Consider the following 14,095-nt stretch of genomic DNA (forward strand, 5'->3'; position numbering starts at 1 on the left):
CCGTTCATTAATCAATAAGCGGCTCTTTGTTTATTATGATAGGATCATCCATTTTTTTTACCTCGAGATAATGAATTTGGTGACCATCGATTTCGGTTACAGTAAACAAGTATCCATCTAACTCTAATTGGCTACCAAGTTTAACATCAAAATTTAATGTGAGGAACCATCCTCCAATTGTATCAATCTCATCATCCGGCAAGTCAAGGTCTAACAAATGGTTAACATCTTCAATTAATACTTTAGAATCAAGAATATAATGGCCTTCTTTTATCTTACGAATTTCAGGAATTTCATCTTCGTCAAATTCATCACGAATTTCACCTACAATTTCTTCAACAATATCTTCAACGGTTACTAATCCTGACGTTCCACCATACTCATCCATTAAGATTGCGAGATGTATACGATCTTTTTGCATTTTTATTAATAAGTCGTTAATAGGAATGGTTTCAATAACGCGCAACACAGGATTAATGAAATCATGTATAGAAAGCTTCTTTGTTTGTTCAGGCTGAAGGTTTGCGGTGAGAAACTCTTTAACATTAACAAAACCGACAATATTATCTTTATTACCGTCGACAACTGGATAACGAGTGTAACGTTCTTGTTTAATAATATTTCTAAGGTTTTCAAAGGAATCATCGATAGAAAAAGTAATAATTTCTGTTCGTGGTACCATGATTTCTTTCGCTACTCTTTCGTCGAATTCAAATATATTATTCATGTACTTTAATTCGTTTTTGTTGATTTCCCCACTCTTATAACTTTCAGACATTAAAATTCGTAACTCTTCTTCCGAGTGTGCTGCTTCGCTCTCAGATGCGGGTTTAAAACCGAAAAGAGCTACAATTAGACGGGCTGATCCATTTAACACCCAAATAAAAGGATAGGTAATGCGGTAAAACCAAATAATAGGTTTAGCAAAACCAAGAGTAATGGCTTCTGCCTTATGAATAGCGATCGTTTTTGGGGCCAATTCACCAAGGACCACATGTAAATAAGTCACAATCGCAAATGATACACCAAACGAAATCACATGTGTAAGAGAGGCATTAAGATTAAAATTATTAAATAATGGCTGTAATAACTTGAGTACTGTGGGTTCACCTAACCACCCCAATCCAAGTGCTGTTACAGTGATTCCTAGCTGACATGCGGATAGATATTCATCTAAATGGGTGACTACTTTTTTTGCTGAGACAGCTTTACTATTCCCTTCCGCTATCAATTGATCAATCTTAGACATTCGAACCTTAACTATTGCAAATTCCGTCGACACGAAAAAAGCAGTTAAAGCAATAAGTATAACAAGTAATATTAAATTTAACGTTACCGTCAAAATGTAATCGTCTTACTTTTGGTAAGACTTTCACCTCCTATATTTTGCTTCATGAATGTAAGTCTCAGGAAGTGACGAGAATTCATGTCTTACCATTACATTGTCCAACTTTCCTATAAGCAATGCCTTTTTATTTGTTTATTTTAAGAGTAAAAGCAATGTTTGAATAAGGGACATACTTTCGGAAGAGACATTTTTCTTAATATACTCCTGACTTGTTACATCAGTCTTGTTTAAATGGGCAAGCACCTCTGAAACATCATCCTTTAACCCATTAATCTTAATTCTTAATTCACGTACATCAATTTCTTCTGCTTCTTGAACATCTTTTTCATCCAACTTTTTCTTAATATCCACTAATGACATACCCTCTGATTTCCATTTTTCAATTAAATGTAATCTTTCTATGGCTGATACGTCATAATAGCGATAATTTGAAGGAGAACGTTCTGCTTCAAGCAACCCAAGGTTTGTATAGTGATCAATGGTTCTTTTAGTTAAATTTACTCTTTCTGCTAATTCACCGATTTTTAGTTTCTCGTTCCCAACGTGATACCTCCAAACTATAACGTTATGGTTAAATTATACTCCTGTCCAGTTTAGTTGACAATAGTTTCGACTTACAAAATAAATCCAATCGTTTTTCAATTGACATATGACACGTTGTCATTTAAGATTAAAACTAATTATGACACACTGTCATTTTTGGGAGGGGAAATATTGAATACGCCATTAAACCAAATCGTTAAGAAACTTCGTTTGCAAGGGATAAAGGCTTCTATATGTAAAAAGCCACAAGGTTTAAGGAATATGCACAGCTGATTTTGGTAACATCGGCATGTATTTACCGGCAGTATTCCCATTAGGTGAGGGGAAACTATAGATAGGGGAAAACCTTATTTATTTTTAAATAAAATAGGAAGGATGGCATTCACATGAATATGAATCCTTTTACTGATATGCCTGTATTTGTTAAGAAAGAAATTGAATTATTAAATGAACGTTTAGCGCCAACGATGAGAGTTGCTTCTCGTTATTCGTTATTTTCATTTCCGCTTGTTGTTTTCTCAATCATGAATATCATCATTGTTCTTTTCACCATGCCCATGGATGAAAACACTTGGATTACTTTGCTCATCTACTCCATTTTAGGTGCTGTAGGTATGGCTTTATCAAAAGAATCGAAAATCCGCAGAAAAGCAATTGAGAAAATAAGCGTTGATTATATGATCCAACGTATTAATGAAAGCAAAATAGCAACTGAACAAATGAAAAAAAGATATATCATAATTATTAATGAGAAGCCTGTTATGGCGCTTGCACAATTCATGGAATTCCTGCGTGAAGAACAGCGCCGTTCCTCGTTTTAGATTGATTCCTTTAGGGAGGGGAGTATATAATGCCAAAAATCACTTTTTATAATTTATCAATTGAAAAACGCGAAAAGCTTATCAATGCTGTGAAGCAAGAGTTTTCTCGAGTTCCACTATCGCAAGCATCCATCAGTAATATTGTAAAATCTGCCCGTATTCCAAGGGGGAGTTTTTATCAATATTTTGAAGATAAGGAAGATGCTTTTTTTTACTTGCTAGAAGAGAGAGTAAAAAGGAATCAAAGTGAAGTTTACTTTTTATTGAATAAGCACAATGGGGATATTTTTGAAATGATGATTGCTTTTTTCGAAAAGGTGATTACAGAACAAGATGAGAATCGGAACTTTCTCAAAAATTTGTTTTTAAATATGACATATGAAGTAGAACATGAATTTGGTCGAAGTTTCAAGGGATATGAAACGAATCAGCAGTTTGTCCAATTTGAATCAAAGGTAAATAAAGAAATATTGCATATCTCAAATCAGGACGAGTTTAAGTATTTAATGAAAATACTTACTTCTGTTTTACTACGGAGTATTATTGAAACATTTTCTAAGGATCAATCGAAGGAAGATGCACTAAGAAATTTTAAGTTAGAAATCACTCTCTTAAAACGGGGACTTAAAAAATAATGATGAAATGAGTAGTAGTTGGAATGAAAATTTATTCTTTCGTTTCAACTCTTTTTTTGCTGAATTGCTACTGAAAGATCGCATCTATGTGATTTTTTCACAAAATTCCAAAAATATACATAGTGGTGCTATAATAAGAATAGCAATAGTCAATATAGCCATTATTCCCCGTAGAAGGGGGGTGTTGCTTTGTCAGTTTTTGAGGCATTGGTGTTTGCTTGTACATTTACAAGTTTAATAATGGCTGTGCTACAATTCAAAAACGATGATAAAAAATAATCCACCTCATGTATAGGTGGATGGTGTCAATTGTTCATTGGCTAATGCTATTGCGAGATCGGACGGTGTTGCCGCACCACCGATCTTTTCTAATATATGCCTTTATCTAGTCCTATTATACAATAGAATGATTTTTTGGAACAAGCTTTGAGCAAAAACTTACGTTTGTTTATTTTATGAAACAGACCATTCTTGCCTTTGCCTTTTTCTAAACTTCATTTCCTGTTACAATTATAGATAAAATACGTTTAAGGGAATTTCCTTCCTTTTAGTGGGTATCGAACATGAAAATTAGATTATTCTCAAGAAAAGATAGTACACAAATCCAATCTGTTGCTAGGGAGAGTTGGCGTTATGCATATGAAGGCTTAATTCCCGAGCGAACACAGGTTGATTTTTTATTATCTGTATATACTGAAGACGCTTTAATGGAAAGTATATCTACTTCGGTTTTATTGGTAGCTGAAGAAGAAGGAGAAGTGATTGGTTTCGTTCATTTTTCATTAATAAATATTAAGAAAGAAATCGAATTAGGTGCTTTATATATTTTGCCGAGTTTCCACCACCGAGGTATTGGTACAGCCCTACTAAAAGCGATGTTTGAATATTTTTATGATGTCAATAAAATTACGGTTTCTGTTGTTATGCGAAATGATTCTGCTTTGGATTTTTATCATTCAAAAGGGTTTAAACAACTAGGAGAAATGAATGATTCCATTTTCGGATTTAGTATTCCAACCATTGTAATGGAATGGAGAAGTAACACAAGTCCAAATGTGTAGGGGGAAGTTATGTATACCGTATTCTCAACTTTTGATGTAAATGAAAGTAAAGCAGATGAAGTGATTGAAATATATAAGAATCGTTCACGTCTAGTTGATAAAGCAGATGGGTTCGTCGACTTTATGTTGCTCCAGAATGATAAACGTAAAGGAGAATTGACAGTACAGTTAATTTTTGAAACAAAGGAAGATTATTTGCGATGGGTAAGAAGTAAAGATTTTCAACGAATTCATGATCTTGAAAAGAAGTATCCAGATAAAGAATTAGCAGCAGTCATTCCAAAAGTGTCGCAATTTAAGGTTGTGGTAAAGTGAGTAAATATGAAATGATCGCAGAAGAGGTAACAAAAAGGATATTTCAAGAGGACCCTACATTAATTGAACGATATGGTGAACGTGGGAGAAATCAAACATTTATTGATAATATGCACCACTTAGATTATTTAAAGACGGCAATGGAATTAAATACGTCAAAGATTTTCACTGACTATGCCCTTTGGTTAAGAGGTATCTTAATTAAACATGGTATGACGACGCAAACCTTGATTGATAATTTTCTTTTTTTAGAAGAGGAATTAGAGAAATGTATGATGGTAGAAAGTGAAATTAGTTCTGCATATATTGGTTTGTTAGGAGAGGCTGTCTCTATTTTAAGAGATGTTCAAGGAGGCGAGGCACAGTGACGAGAGGAGAAGAACTAGCAGAAATCCTTTTATCTGGAGCTGTTGCTGATGCTTGGGAATATATTGAGCAATTCGATTATTTGACCAATGTAGAAATATATCAAGATATTATTACACCAGCTATGGTTAAGATTGGTCTTAAATGGGAAAATTTTGAGATTACAGTTGCAGATGAACATTTGGCATCGGGAGTTTGCGATTTCATTCTTTCAAGATTAGCTGCAAAGCACAAGCTTAAACCTGTCACGGCTGCACCGACCGCCATGTTTCTTTGTTTATCAGGAGAGCAACATTATTTGGGATTAAAGATGGTAGCAAGTATATTTGAAGAGAATGGCTGGAGAACCAAGTTTTTAGGAGCAAATTTACCTGTACAATATGCTTTGCAGGCTGCGAAGGATTGGAAACCAGATGTAATTGGCTTATCAGTTTCGATTGCTACTCATTTACCGACACTTACGGAATATATGGAAGCTTTTTCTTATTTACCAAAGAAACCTAGGGTTCTATTAGGTGGAAGATTGACGAATTTATATGATTTAGCTTCTTTTACTGCTATAAAACCGGAAATTATTTCAAACTTATATGCTGTAGATAAATGGATCACTGCTTTTAATACGAAGGGGAGGAAAAATGCGATTAATTGATCTACATTTGCCGATACCGTATATACTGGCTAATAAGAATGGTGAAATCATTAGCTATACATCTAAAGCGGATGAAGTCTTTGATTTATCAGAAGGTACGATTAAAAGTATAGTTGATGAAGGGAGTATCTCCAAGTTTGAAAGGGTAGCTGCCATACCAGAAAAAAGCATGAGATTTGAAGCTAATTTAAAAACAAGAAGTATACCGATAGCACTATTTGATATTCATATCAGCTGGGATTTTCAAGGTAATGCGTCCATGCAATTTTTATACAAAGATGATGATAATGAACCATTAATGGAGAAATTACAAGCACTTCAAAACAGATTAGCAAAGACAGATTTTGAACTTTATGAGCAGAAGGAAACATTAGAACAAACATTGCAAAGGTTGGATGAATTATCAGGTCCTTTTATCTCTTTAACAAAAGAGATATGTTATATCCCTTTGTTTGGTGATATGACGGGCGATAAATTTACAACGATTATGGAACAAACGCTTGCCCGTCTGTCAGATCATGACTACAGGTGGATACTGATTGATTTAACAGCGGTTGCTAAAGTATATAATGAGGGAACGAGCGGTTTAGAGGTTTTAATCAAGAGCATTCTTCTAATGACAGGTGGAGAAGTGAGGCTCATTGGTATAAATCCGAGGCTAGCAAAAGCACTTCAACCTTATCAATTAAGAAATGTTGTTCATACGGAACAATCGTTACAAAGTTTTCTTCAATCAGTGATAAATAATCATGCTATATAAACATTGATTAACCTGAGAGGGTACGTGGAAAATGTATTGGGGTGCGCGGTGTTTATGGGGTGGCTTTGTTAAAAGAAAAGATTGCCGGATAACGACATGTTTTGAAAAATCTAAGTAAAGACATATGCAACAATGAAGATGATCCTTTGTAACGGGAATGCGAATTTAAAAGGAAGAGAATATGGAGATTGAGATCGTTAATAAAACAACCTAGCCCATTGGAACTTAAGTTAACATGTTTCTATGGGCTAGGTTTGTAGTTGCTATACCTCTTATATTAAAATAATTTGAGTTCACCAATTCTTTCTACTGCTTCAATTAATCGTTCTTCATCGACAAGTAATCCAACCCGAACATAACCTTCTCCAAAGGTCCCAAAGCCTTTTCCAGCGGCAACAGCTACATCTGCTTTTTCCAGTAAGTAGTCAGCAAATTCTTCACTATTGTATCCTTCAGGCACTGGCATCCAAGCAAAAAACGATCCTGAAGGAGACTTGCCGTGCCAGCCAACCTTTTCACAAGCGTTCATGAATGCATTTCTACGTCTCTCATATCGAGCAACAAGTTCGTCTACACTTGTTTGATCCCCATTTAATGCATCGGCAGCAGCTTTTTGTATGGCAGGGAATAAGCTTACATACATATGGTCTTGAAGAAGGTTGATGGCTTCAATGATTTGTTCATTTCCAACCGCAAATCCAATTCTCCACCCAGCCATATTATATGTTTTTGATAATGTATACATTTCAATACCAACTTCCTTCGCTCCGGCTGTGGCTAAGAAACTTTCAGGTTTCTTCCCATCAAAGCCGATAGCACCATAAGCAAAATCATGCAAGATGGTCATGTTGTTTTCTTTAGCAAAAGCAACAGTTTCTTCAAAAAATGTGGAATCAGCTGTCGCGCCTGTTGGATTATTAGGATAATTCAAAAATAGTAGGCGGGCATCCTTTTTTTGTTTTTCTGTAAATTGTGAGTAATCAGGTAGAAACTGATTGGCTTCTTTCAAAGGAAAGGTTTCGTATTTTACATTTGCCAAAACCGCACCAGATTCATAATCAGGGTAACCTGGATCTGGTAAGAGCATTAGATCTCCCTCATTGAGTAGGCATAATGGGATTTCTACTAAACCTGCTTTAGCGCCAAAAAGGATAGCTACTTCTTTTTCAGGATCAATTTCTACCCCATATTCACGCTTATAAAAGGAAGCAGCGGCCTTCTTTAATTCATTAATTCCTCGAAAAGGAGAATATTTATGTGTCATTGGGTCTTCTGCGGCTTGCTGAAGTGATTGTACAATATGTGCAGGTGTTGGCTGGTCGGGATTGCCTTGTCCTAGGTTAATAACGTCTCTGCCTTCAAGTTTTGCAGCAGCAACTTTTTGAACAAGGGAAGCAAAAAATTGTTGAGGTAATTGCTTCAAACGATGCGATAATTCCATTTTTAATCCACCTTCATTCATTTAATCTATATACGAACGCATTTTATAACCAAAAAGACAAATTGTCCAGTTAATTTTATACAAAAGGAAATATTCGCTTTCCTTTTTTGTTTTAAAAGAATAAAGGAGAGATAGTTGGATTACTAAACCCGTTTTCTAGGGAGGTTGGATGTAACATTATTTCGAACATTGACAAAAATAAAAGAGAGTAGTAATATCATATCATAAAAATTAAATGAAAAGCTTATCCAGAGTGACTGAGGGACTAGGCCCTATGACGTCCGGCAACCCCCAATATTGGGAAGGTGCCAATTCCTGCAGAATGATATCCATTCATTCTGAAAGATAAGGCGGAATATAAATCAATGCCTCTTTCAGATGATGAATAGTGGCTTTTTTTATTGGTTAAAATTCTGGTTACAGCTATGGGGAGGAAACATAATGAGAAAGTGGCTAATTGTTTTATTCATTGCAACTATTTGTTTACTAACAGCATGTGGCGGAGGTTCAGACACGAGTGGAGAAAAGGTGGATGAAACGAAAGAACTAAAAATTGGCGCTACTGCCGGTCCTTATAGTGATATGTTGAAGAAAGCTATTGTACCTGGTCTAGAGGAAAAGGGATATAAAGTAACTGTCGTAGAGTTTAGTGATTATATCCAACCTAACAAAGCTTTAAATGAAGATGATATACAAGCTAACCTTTTCCAACATACAATTTATTTGGAGAATTTCGAGAAAGAAAATAACATGGACTTAACACCATTAATTATTGTCCCAACAGCCCCAATGGGGATTTACTCGAATGTGTTTAATTCAATTGATGAGATTAAAGACGGTGCAACCATTGCCATTCCAAATGACCCAACGAATGCAGCACGCGCTTTAAATACGTTAAATGACGAAGGTTTAATTACGATTGATGAAAACGCCGATCCACTAACAGTATCTGAAAAAGATGTGAAGGAGAATAAAAAGAATTTAGTTTTTCAACCGATTGAAGCAGGACAATTACCAAGATCTCTAGAGGGTGTGGATCTAGCTGCAGTTCCAGGTAACTTTGCGTTGGCAGCCGATATGGACTTATTAAGTGCATTAACACTAGAAAATATGCTTGATGATTATCGCAATGTGGTTGCAGTTAAAGCAGACTTTGAAGATAAACAATACGCGAAAGACTTAAAAGAAGTGGTTGAGTCTGCAGAATTTGAAAAAATTATCGACGAAGAGTTTCAAGGATTTGGAAAGCCAACGTGGATGGAATAACGAAGTAATAACAAGCAAGAAACCGGACAAATTTATATGGATTTGTTCGGTTTCTAATCATAGTTGTAGAATACTGTTAAACTGATCTGTGCATAATTTGTATTTTGGTCATTCCTATATTTATGGATTGTCGAACAGCTTTTTCATCTTGGTCATTGACGTTTTTCAACCATTCGTGAAATATTGGTTGTAAGCCATAAAAGGAAGTGACTCTTCTATACATTTCATCTTTATTGAATTTTGTTTGATAAGATGCAAGAGCTTCTTTAGTGAATTGATCTCCGAAATCCCAATATAGCCCTGCAAAGTCAAACGCCGGGTCCCCTATTTGCGTATCTGTAAAGTCTATAATTCCTGATATCTCCTTTTTGCTTGGATGATAAAGGATATTGGCACTTGTTAGATCACCATGAATCACCACTTTTGCTTCTTTAAATTTTGACACCGCTAAAAACATTTTATCAATTTCTTCTTTTTCTGCGTCTTTTAAGAACGGAAATATTTTTTTAATCAGGGCTTGATGTAATTGCTCCCAATAATTTTCACTATGTAGTTCTTCTATATTACATTTCTTTGCTTCATCTATATCCAGACGATGTAATTCTGTAAGAAATGTTCCTAGCCGCTTGGCTTCATATAAAGGAGGAGTAATCAATGAATGAGATAATGCTTGTCCTTTAATAAAGTGGTAAAAAACACCAATCATTTGTCCGTCTTTATTATAAAATGGAAGATAATTTGGTATTTCAATAATTGAAGAAAGATATGTGAGCTGGTGAATTAGCTTTATTTCCTTTTTTATTTTCACTAATACTTGTTTGGTTTTTGGTATTCGGATGACATATGTTTGATTGACAATATAGATATGATGATCCCAACCAGAATGATTGCTTTCAATCTGTATTTCCTGAAGATGCGGGAGATGGTTTTTAATTAATTCCTTCATGGAACAGTCTCCTTTTTTATTATTTTGTATAAATCGTTTTTTTGAGGGGGAAAATAGGCGAGACATCTTATAAAAGGGGAGTGAATGCAATGGAAAAAAAGTATGATAATCAAGTGGATGAGAAAATTATTGCTGCTCAAAATGAAGCTCAACAATACAATCAAATGGATACAGAATTAGAACAGTCAGAAGAAGTACAAGCCGCAATGGAGAAAAGTTATGAATATGAAGTGAAGAATCAACAACCGACATATGAACCGAATAAACCATTTTAATTAGAAAGAAGAGACTTCCATTACTTGGAGTCTCTTCTTTAATTATAGCATACCTTATTTTACATTGATGCTGTTTGATGTGCTTGTTTACTCCCATTGTGTTCGATTCGTCCATAAACTAAAAAGTAAAGAATAATTGAAGCAATCGACACAATCCCCATGTAAATGTATAACATACTGTAGCCTGTAATAGGAATCAGTAAACCTAATAAATAGGGTCCAAAACCTAAACCACCATCGAGAAAGATAAAGAAGGTAGAAGTAGCTAGCCCCATGCGATGGGGTGGCGTTAATTTGACCGCAATCGCTTGTGTACAAGACTGCATATTACCAAAGCCTAAGCCAATCAAAGCCCCCGCCACTAATAGCATAACACCATTTGCTGAATTACTAAGTAAAAATAGACCTACGCCAAATAAAATGAACGCTGGATACATCACATAATTTGCCCCTTTGCTGTCCATTAACCTACCAGTGAAAGGACGGGATAGTAAGACAGCAATGGCATAGACAAAGAAGAAAAAGCTAGCAGCACTTACTAAGTCCTTTTCAATTGCATAAAAGTTAATAAAAGACAAGACGCTTGAATAACAAAATGCGACTGTTAATGTGACGAGTGCAATTGGAAGTGCCTTTGGTTCAATAAAGCTAGATAATTGAAAACCAGATGAGTGAAATTGAGCTTTCTGATCTTCAGTTAACTCTTTCACATTCACCGTTAACCCGATAAGTAGGCCAATAATACCAAGAATCAAACAAAAAATGAAAATCGTATGAAAAGTTGTGTATTGACTCATTAACATACCGATAAAAGGTCCTATTGCTGTAGCTAAAGTATTACTCATACTAAAATAGCCGATTCCTTCACCTTTCCTTGTTTGCGGAATAACTGAAGCGACAATTGTACCACTTGCTGTACTTGCCATCCCTAATGTTAAACCGTGGATAAAGCGGGTAATAAGTAAGAAATTGACATCAATTTCAATAAAATAAAGACTTGTTGATAAACTAAATAATAGTAAGCCAATGATTAAAGTCTTCTTCCGTCCAATACGATCAATATATTTACCTATAAACAATCTTCCTACCAATGTTCCTATAATAAATATGCCAGTAACTAAGCCAGCTTGGCTGGCGGTTGCATGATGTGCTTCAACGGCATACACGGCAATCGTAACCATTAATAAATAAAACACTAATGTTAGAAAAAAGTTTACGGAAGAAACGGTGATAAAGTCCTTGGTCCATAATTTTTCTTTTGTTGAACTCATTTTCTTTTTCTTCCTCCTTACAAATTACTTTTAATACTATCAAAAATACGAATACATTCTTCTTGTTCTTCAGGTGTGATTCCCTCTAATATTTCCATTTCGAACTGATCAATCGGAATGCGGATTTTTTTGTATATACGCTCACCTTCGTTCGTTATTTTCATTTTCTTTTCACGTTTATCCATGCTTGGGATTTTTTCTACATATCCATATTCCTCAAGCTGATTTATTGTCCTCGTGACTGTTGGCTTTTCAACACCTTGATACGCAGCAATCTCTACTAAAGTTGTTGGACCAAAATGGTAGAGATAATAGAGGATTGTCCACTGTGCCCGTTGTAATTGATGTTTCGTTAATAAGCTGTTCAATCTATTCTCAAAAGGGCGATAAAGCATCATAAAGTGATGAAAGAACCTTTGGCTAGCAATAATAATGTTCACCTCATTTAAAATAGTTATCAATGGTAACTAATATACTATAACAAAAAGCCGTCTTGTCTGTCTATGGGCGATAGCTTTTTTTCTGTAAAATGGTAAATGTTATGTTAAAATTGTATTTCTTTTAAGATATGTTTGTAGGCGACATTTAAATTGTTATAATAAAAAGTGTTAATTTTAAAGTGAAAAGTAGTGCGATTAAGAAAATAATTGTCAATTTTCTAAAATATTGATATATTTAAATAGAACAACTTAATATTTTCAAAAATAGGTGTAAATAGAATGCTAGCTTGTCTATTTACTTAAAAGGGAAGTACGGTTGGATTCCGTCGCTGTCCCGCAACTGTATTTGCGAGTGATATGAAAGATACCACTGTTTCCTAAAATTGGAGATGGGAAGGTTTCGTATCATGTTGACCATAAGCCAGGAGACCTGCCTGTTTAGTGTAAACATCAATTCCTACGTGGATATAGGAGGTGTTAAGTACGGGTAATGAATACATGCCAAAGTCGCATGTTTATTTTAGTATTCGTTTGAACTTAACAACTTCTTTCTAGAAGTTGTTTTTTTAATGGATTGATATGGTAAAAAGGTGAGCAAGAACGGAGGAAAAAGCTTTGTTTGGAACCGTTCCTTATTATGTGAACATAATGAAATCAACGATCATGATGAACAGCTATTCTGCTGAGAGTTATAGTTTAAGAAAAGTATTAGATCAGTATAAAGAAGACATCCGAACACTCTCTGTAGAAGAAGAGAAGATCCAAATATATTTAAGGAATGCTGAAAGGGCTTACAGCATTGTCAGGCATGATGTAATTGGATGGGAGGAAAATGATTGTGAGCATGGAGGAGAAGTATATACCAGGGTTAGAGGGAATCATAGCTTCTGAGACCGGCATCTCATTTTTAGATACTGTTCATGGAGAGATTGTCATAAAAGGTTATGACTTAATTCAACTTTCAAAAACGAAAAGCTATTTAGATATTATCCATTTACTTCTAGAAGATCAATTACCAACAGACGAGGAAAAAACTTCATTAGCTAATACGTTAAAGTCCTATTATGAAATACCGACGGCCGTCATGGAGGTTTTTACTCATTTGCCAAAAGGAACACATCCAATGGATGGGCTCCGCACTGGCATCTCGAGCTTGGCTGGATATGATACGACCTTAGAAGATAGGTCGAAGCAAGCAAATAAAGAAAGAGCTTATCGCCTACTTGGAGGAGTTCCGACAATTGTAGCTAACAGTTATCGTATATTACAAGGTCTGGAGAGAATTGAACCGGATAAATCCCTATCGTATAGTGCCAACTTTTTCTATATGTTAACTGGTAGAGTACCTTCCGATTTAGAAGAAAGAGTATTTGACCAGTCATTACTTTTATATAGTGAACATGAAATGCCAAACTCAACATTTACAGCAAGAGTAATTGCTTCTACACAATCCGATCTATTTGGAGCGTTAACGGGTGCAGTTGCAAGTTTAAAAGGTAGCTTGCATGGCGGTGCGAATGAAGCGGTTATGTACATGTTGAATGAAGCGGAAAGTGTCGCTGGCTTGGAAGGCCTCTTCTATAAAAAACTATTTAAAAAAGAAAAGATTATGGGCTTTGGTCATAGAGTTTATATGAAAAAAATGGACCCAAGAGCATTAATGATGAAGGAAGCTCTACAGGAGTTATCCATACAACATGGAGATGATTCGTTGCTTCGAAAATGTGAAGCAGGAGAAAGAATCATGGAGCTAGAGAAAGGACTATACCCTAATTTAGATTATTATGCCGCACCGGTTTATGGCATGTTAGGAATTCCTATCCCACTTTACACACCGATTTTCTTTAGTGCAAGAACGGTTGGTTTATGTGCCCATGTCATTGAACAGCATGAAAACAACCGCTTATTTAGACCGCGGGTCATTTATTCAGGTGCACGTCATACCTTACCAAATTGAG

At 35.3% G+C, this 14,095-nt stretch carries 17 protein-coding genes, 1 pseudogene and 2 riboswitches; of the genes and pseudogenes, 11 read left to right on the top strand and 7 right to left on the bottom strand.

Annotation, left to right across the window (positions count from 1 at the left end):
- Positions 1-7: 7 nt before the first annotated feature.
- From LG276_RS05760 to LG276_RS05770, 3 genes and pseudogenes are all read right to left on the bottom strand, one after another.
- Positions 8-1,342, bottom strand: coding sequence for a hemolysin family protein (locus tag LG276_RS05760; RefSeq protein WP_224934902.1), 1,335 nt, complete (start codon positions 1,340-1,342; stop codon positions 8-10).
- A gap of 138 nt (positions 1,343-1,480) precedes the next feature.
- Positions 1,481-1,699 carry a hypothetical protein gene (locus LG276_RS05765; protein ID WP_251162868.1) on the bottom strand — a complete coding sequence of 73 codons (219 nt, stop codon included), beginning with the start codon at positions 1,697-1,699 and terminating at the stop codon, positions 1,481-1,483.
- A gap of 33 nt (positions 1,700-1,732) precedes the next feature.
- Positions 1,733-1,909, bottom strand: a pseudogene (locus tag LG276_RS05770) (MerR family DNA-binding transcriptional regulator); the annotation flags it as partial.
- A 368-nt stretch (positions 1,910-2,277) separates the two neighbouring features.
- Here LG276_RS05770 and LG276_RS05775 point away from each other — a divergent pair.
- From LG276_RS05775 to LG276_RS05805, 7 genes are all read left to right on the top strand, one after another.
- Entirely contained in the window at positions 2,278-2,712 is a 435-nt protein-coding gene (locus LG276_RS05775; protein WP_224934904.1) for a DUF5392 family protein, read from the top strand.
- A gap of 29 nt (positions 2,713-2,741) precedes the next feature.
- Positions 2,742-3,347: a TetR/AcrR family transcriptional regulator gene (locus tag LG276_RS05780; RefSeq protein WP_224934906.1), complete on the top strand. Its 606-nt coding sequence runs from the start codon at positions 2,742-2,744 to the stop codon at positions 3,345-3,347.
- A 563-nt stretch (positions 3,348-3,910) separates the two neighbouring features.
- Positions 3,911-4,408: a GNAT family N-acetyltransferase gene (locus tag LG276_RS05785; protein ID WP_404293789.1), complete on the top strand. Its 498-nt coding sequence runs from the start codon at positions 3,911-3,913 to the stop codon at positions 4,406-4,408.
- A gap of 9 nt (positions 4,409-4,417) precedes the next feature.
- Positions 4,418-4,723 carry an antibiotic biosynthesis monooxygenase gene (locus LG276_RS05790; protein ID WP_224934911.1) on the top strand — a complete coding sequence of 102 codons (306 nt, stop codon included), beginning with the start codon at positions 4,418-4,420 and terminating at the stop codon, positions 4,721-4,723.
- Complete coding sequence (locus LG276_RS05795) at positions 4,720-5,091, top strand: hypothetical protein (RefSeq protein WP_224934914.1); 372 nt, start codon at positions 4,720-4,722, stop codon at positions 5,089-5,091. Before LG276_RS05790 ends, LG276_RS05795 begins: the two co-directional genes overlap by 4 nt.
- The gene (locus tag LG276_RS05800) at positions 5,088-5,738 is read left to right on the top strand and encodes a B12-binding domain-containing protein (RefSeq protein ID WP_224934916.1); all 651 of its coding nucleotides are present in this window, start codon (positions 5,088-5,090) and stop codon (positions 5,736-5,738) included. The genes LG276_RS05795 and LG276_RS05800 overlap by 4 nt, the downstream gene beginning before the upstream one ends.
- Positions 5,725-6,498, top strand: a complete 774-nt coding sequence (locus LG276_RS05805; protein WP_224934918.1) for an STAS domain-containing protein — start codon at positions 5,725-5,727, stop codon at positions 6,496-6,498. Before LG276_RS05800 ends, LG276_RS05805 begins: the two co-directional genes overlap by 14 nt.
- A 277-nt stretch (positions 6,499-6,775) precedes the next feature.
- Here LG276_RS05805 and LG276_RS05810 read toward each other — a convergent pair whose 3' ends face one another.
- Positions 6,776-7,939, bottom strand: a complete 1,164-nt coding sequence (locus LG276_RS05810; RefSeq protein ID WP_404293793.1) for a pyridoxal phosphate-dependent aminotransferase — start codon at positions 7,937-7,939, stop codon at positions 6,776-6,778.
- Between the two features lie 241 nt (positions 7,940-8,180).
- Positions 8,181-8,291: riboswitch (SAM riboswitch) on the top strand.
- 89 nt (positions 8,292-8,380) lie between these two features.
- Here LG276_RS05810 and LG276_RS05815 point away from each other — a divergent pair.
- Positions 8,381-9,205, top strand: coding sequence for a MetQ/NlpA family ABC transporter substrate-binding protein (locus LG276_RS05815; protein ID WP_251162873.1), 825 nt, complete (start codon positions 8,381-8,383; stop codon positions 9,203-9,205).
- 76 nt (positions 9,206-9,281) lie between these two features.
- On the opposite strand, the gene LG276_RS05820 is transcribed toward LG276_RS05815, so the two are convergent.
- Positions 9,282-10,151 carry an aminoglycoside phosphotransferase family protein gene (locus LG276_RS05820; protein ID WP_404293796.1) on the bottom strand — a complete coding sequence of 290 codons (870 nt, stop codon included), beginning with the start codon at positions 10,149-10,151 and terminating at the stop codon, positions 9,282-9,284.
- An 89-nt stretch (positions 10,152-10,240) separates the two neighbouring features.
- On the opposite strand from LG276_RS05820, the gene LG276_RS05825 reads away from it, so the two are divergent.
- Complete coding sequence (locus LG276_RS05825) at positions 10,241-10,426, top strand: hypothetical protein (protein WP_224934926.1); 186 nt, start codon at positions 10,241-10,243, stop codon at positions 10,424-10,426.
- A gap of 59 nt (positions 10,427-10,485) precedes the next feature.
- Here the strand turns inward: LG276_RS05825 and LG276_RS05830 are convergent, their stop codons facing one another.
- Both LG276_RS05830 and LG276_RS05835 read right to left on the bottom strand, forming a co-directional pair.
- Positions 10,486-11,697 carry an MFS transporter gene (locus LG276_RS05830; protein ID WP_404293799.1) on the bottom strand — a complete coding sequence of 404 codons (1,212 nt, stop codon included), beginning with the start codon at positions 11,695-11,697 and terminating at the stop codon, positions 10,486-10,488.
- Positions 11,698-11,714: 17 nt separating this feature from the next.
- Complete coding sequence (locus LG276_RS05835; protein ID WP_404293802.1) at positions 11,715-12,065, bottom strand: MarR family winged helix-turn-helix transcriptional regulator; 351 nt, start codon at positions 12,063-12,065, stop codon at positions 11,715-11,717.
- 321 nt (positions 12,066-12,386) lie between these two features.
- A riboswitch (cobalamin riboswitch) is annotated at positions 12,387-12,590 on the top strand.
- A gap of 162 nt (positions 12,591-12,752) precedes the next feature.
- Here LG276_RS05835 and LG276_RS05840 point away from each other — a divergent pair.
- On the top strand, positions 12,753-13,028 hold the full coding sequence (locus tag LG276_RS05840) for a hypothetical protein (RefSeq protein ID WP_095370286.1): 276 nt from the start codon (positions 12,753-12,755) through the stop codon (positions 13,026-13,028).
- Positions 12,973-14,094 (top strand): citrate synthase, encoded by a 1,122-nt coding sequence (mmgD, locus tag LG276_RS05845; protein ID WP_341108185.1) that lies wholly within the window; start codon positions 12,973-12,975, stop codon positions 14,092-14,094. The genes LG276_RS05840 and mmgD overlap by 56 nt, the downstream gene beginning before the upstream one ends.
- Position 14,095 lies beyond the last annotated feature (1 nt).

Origin of the sequence: Cytobacillus kochii, from assembly GCF_044790165.1 — a bacterium.
Lineage (GTDB): Bacteria > Bacillota > Bacilli > Bacillales > Cytobacillaceae > Cytobacillus > Cytobacillus kochii.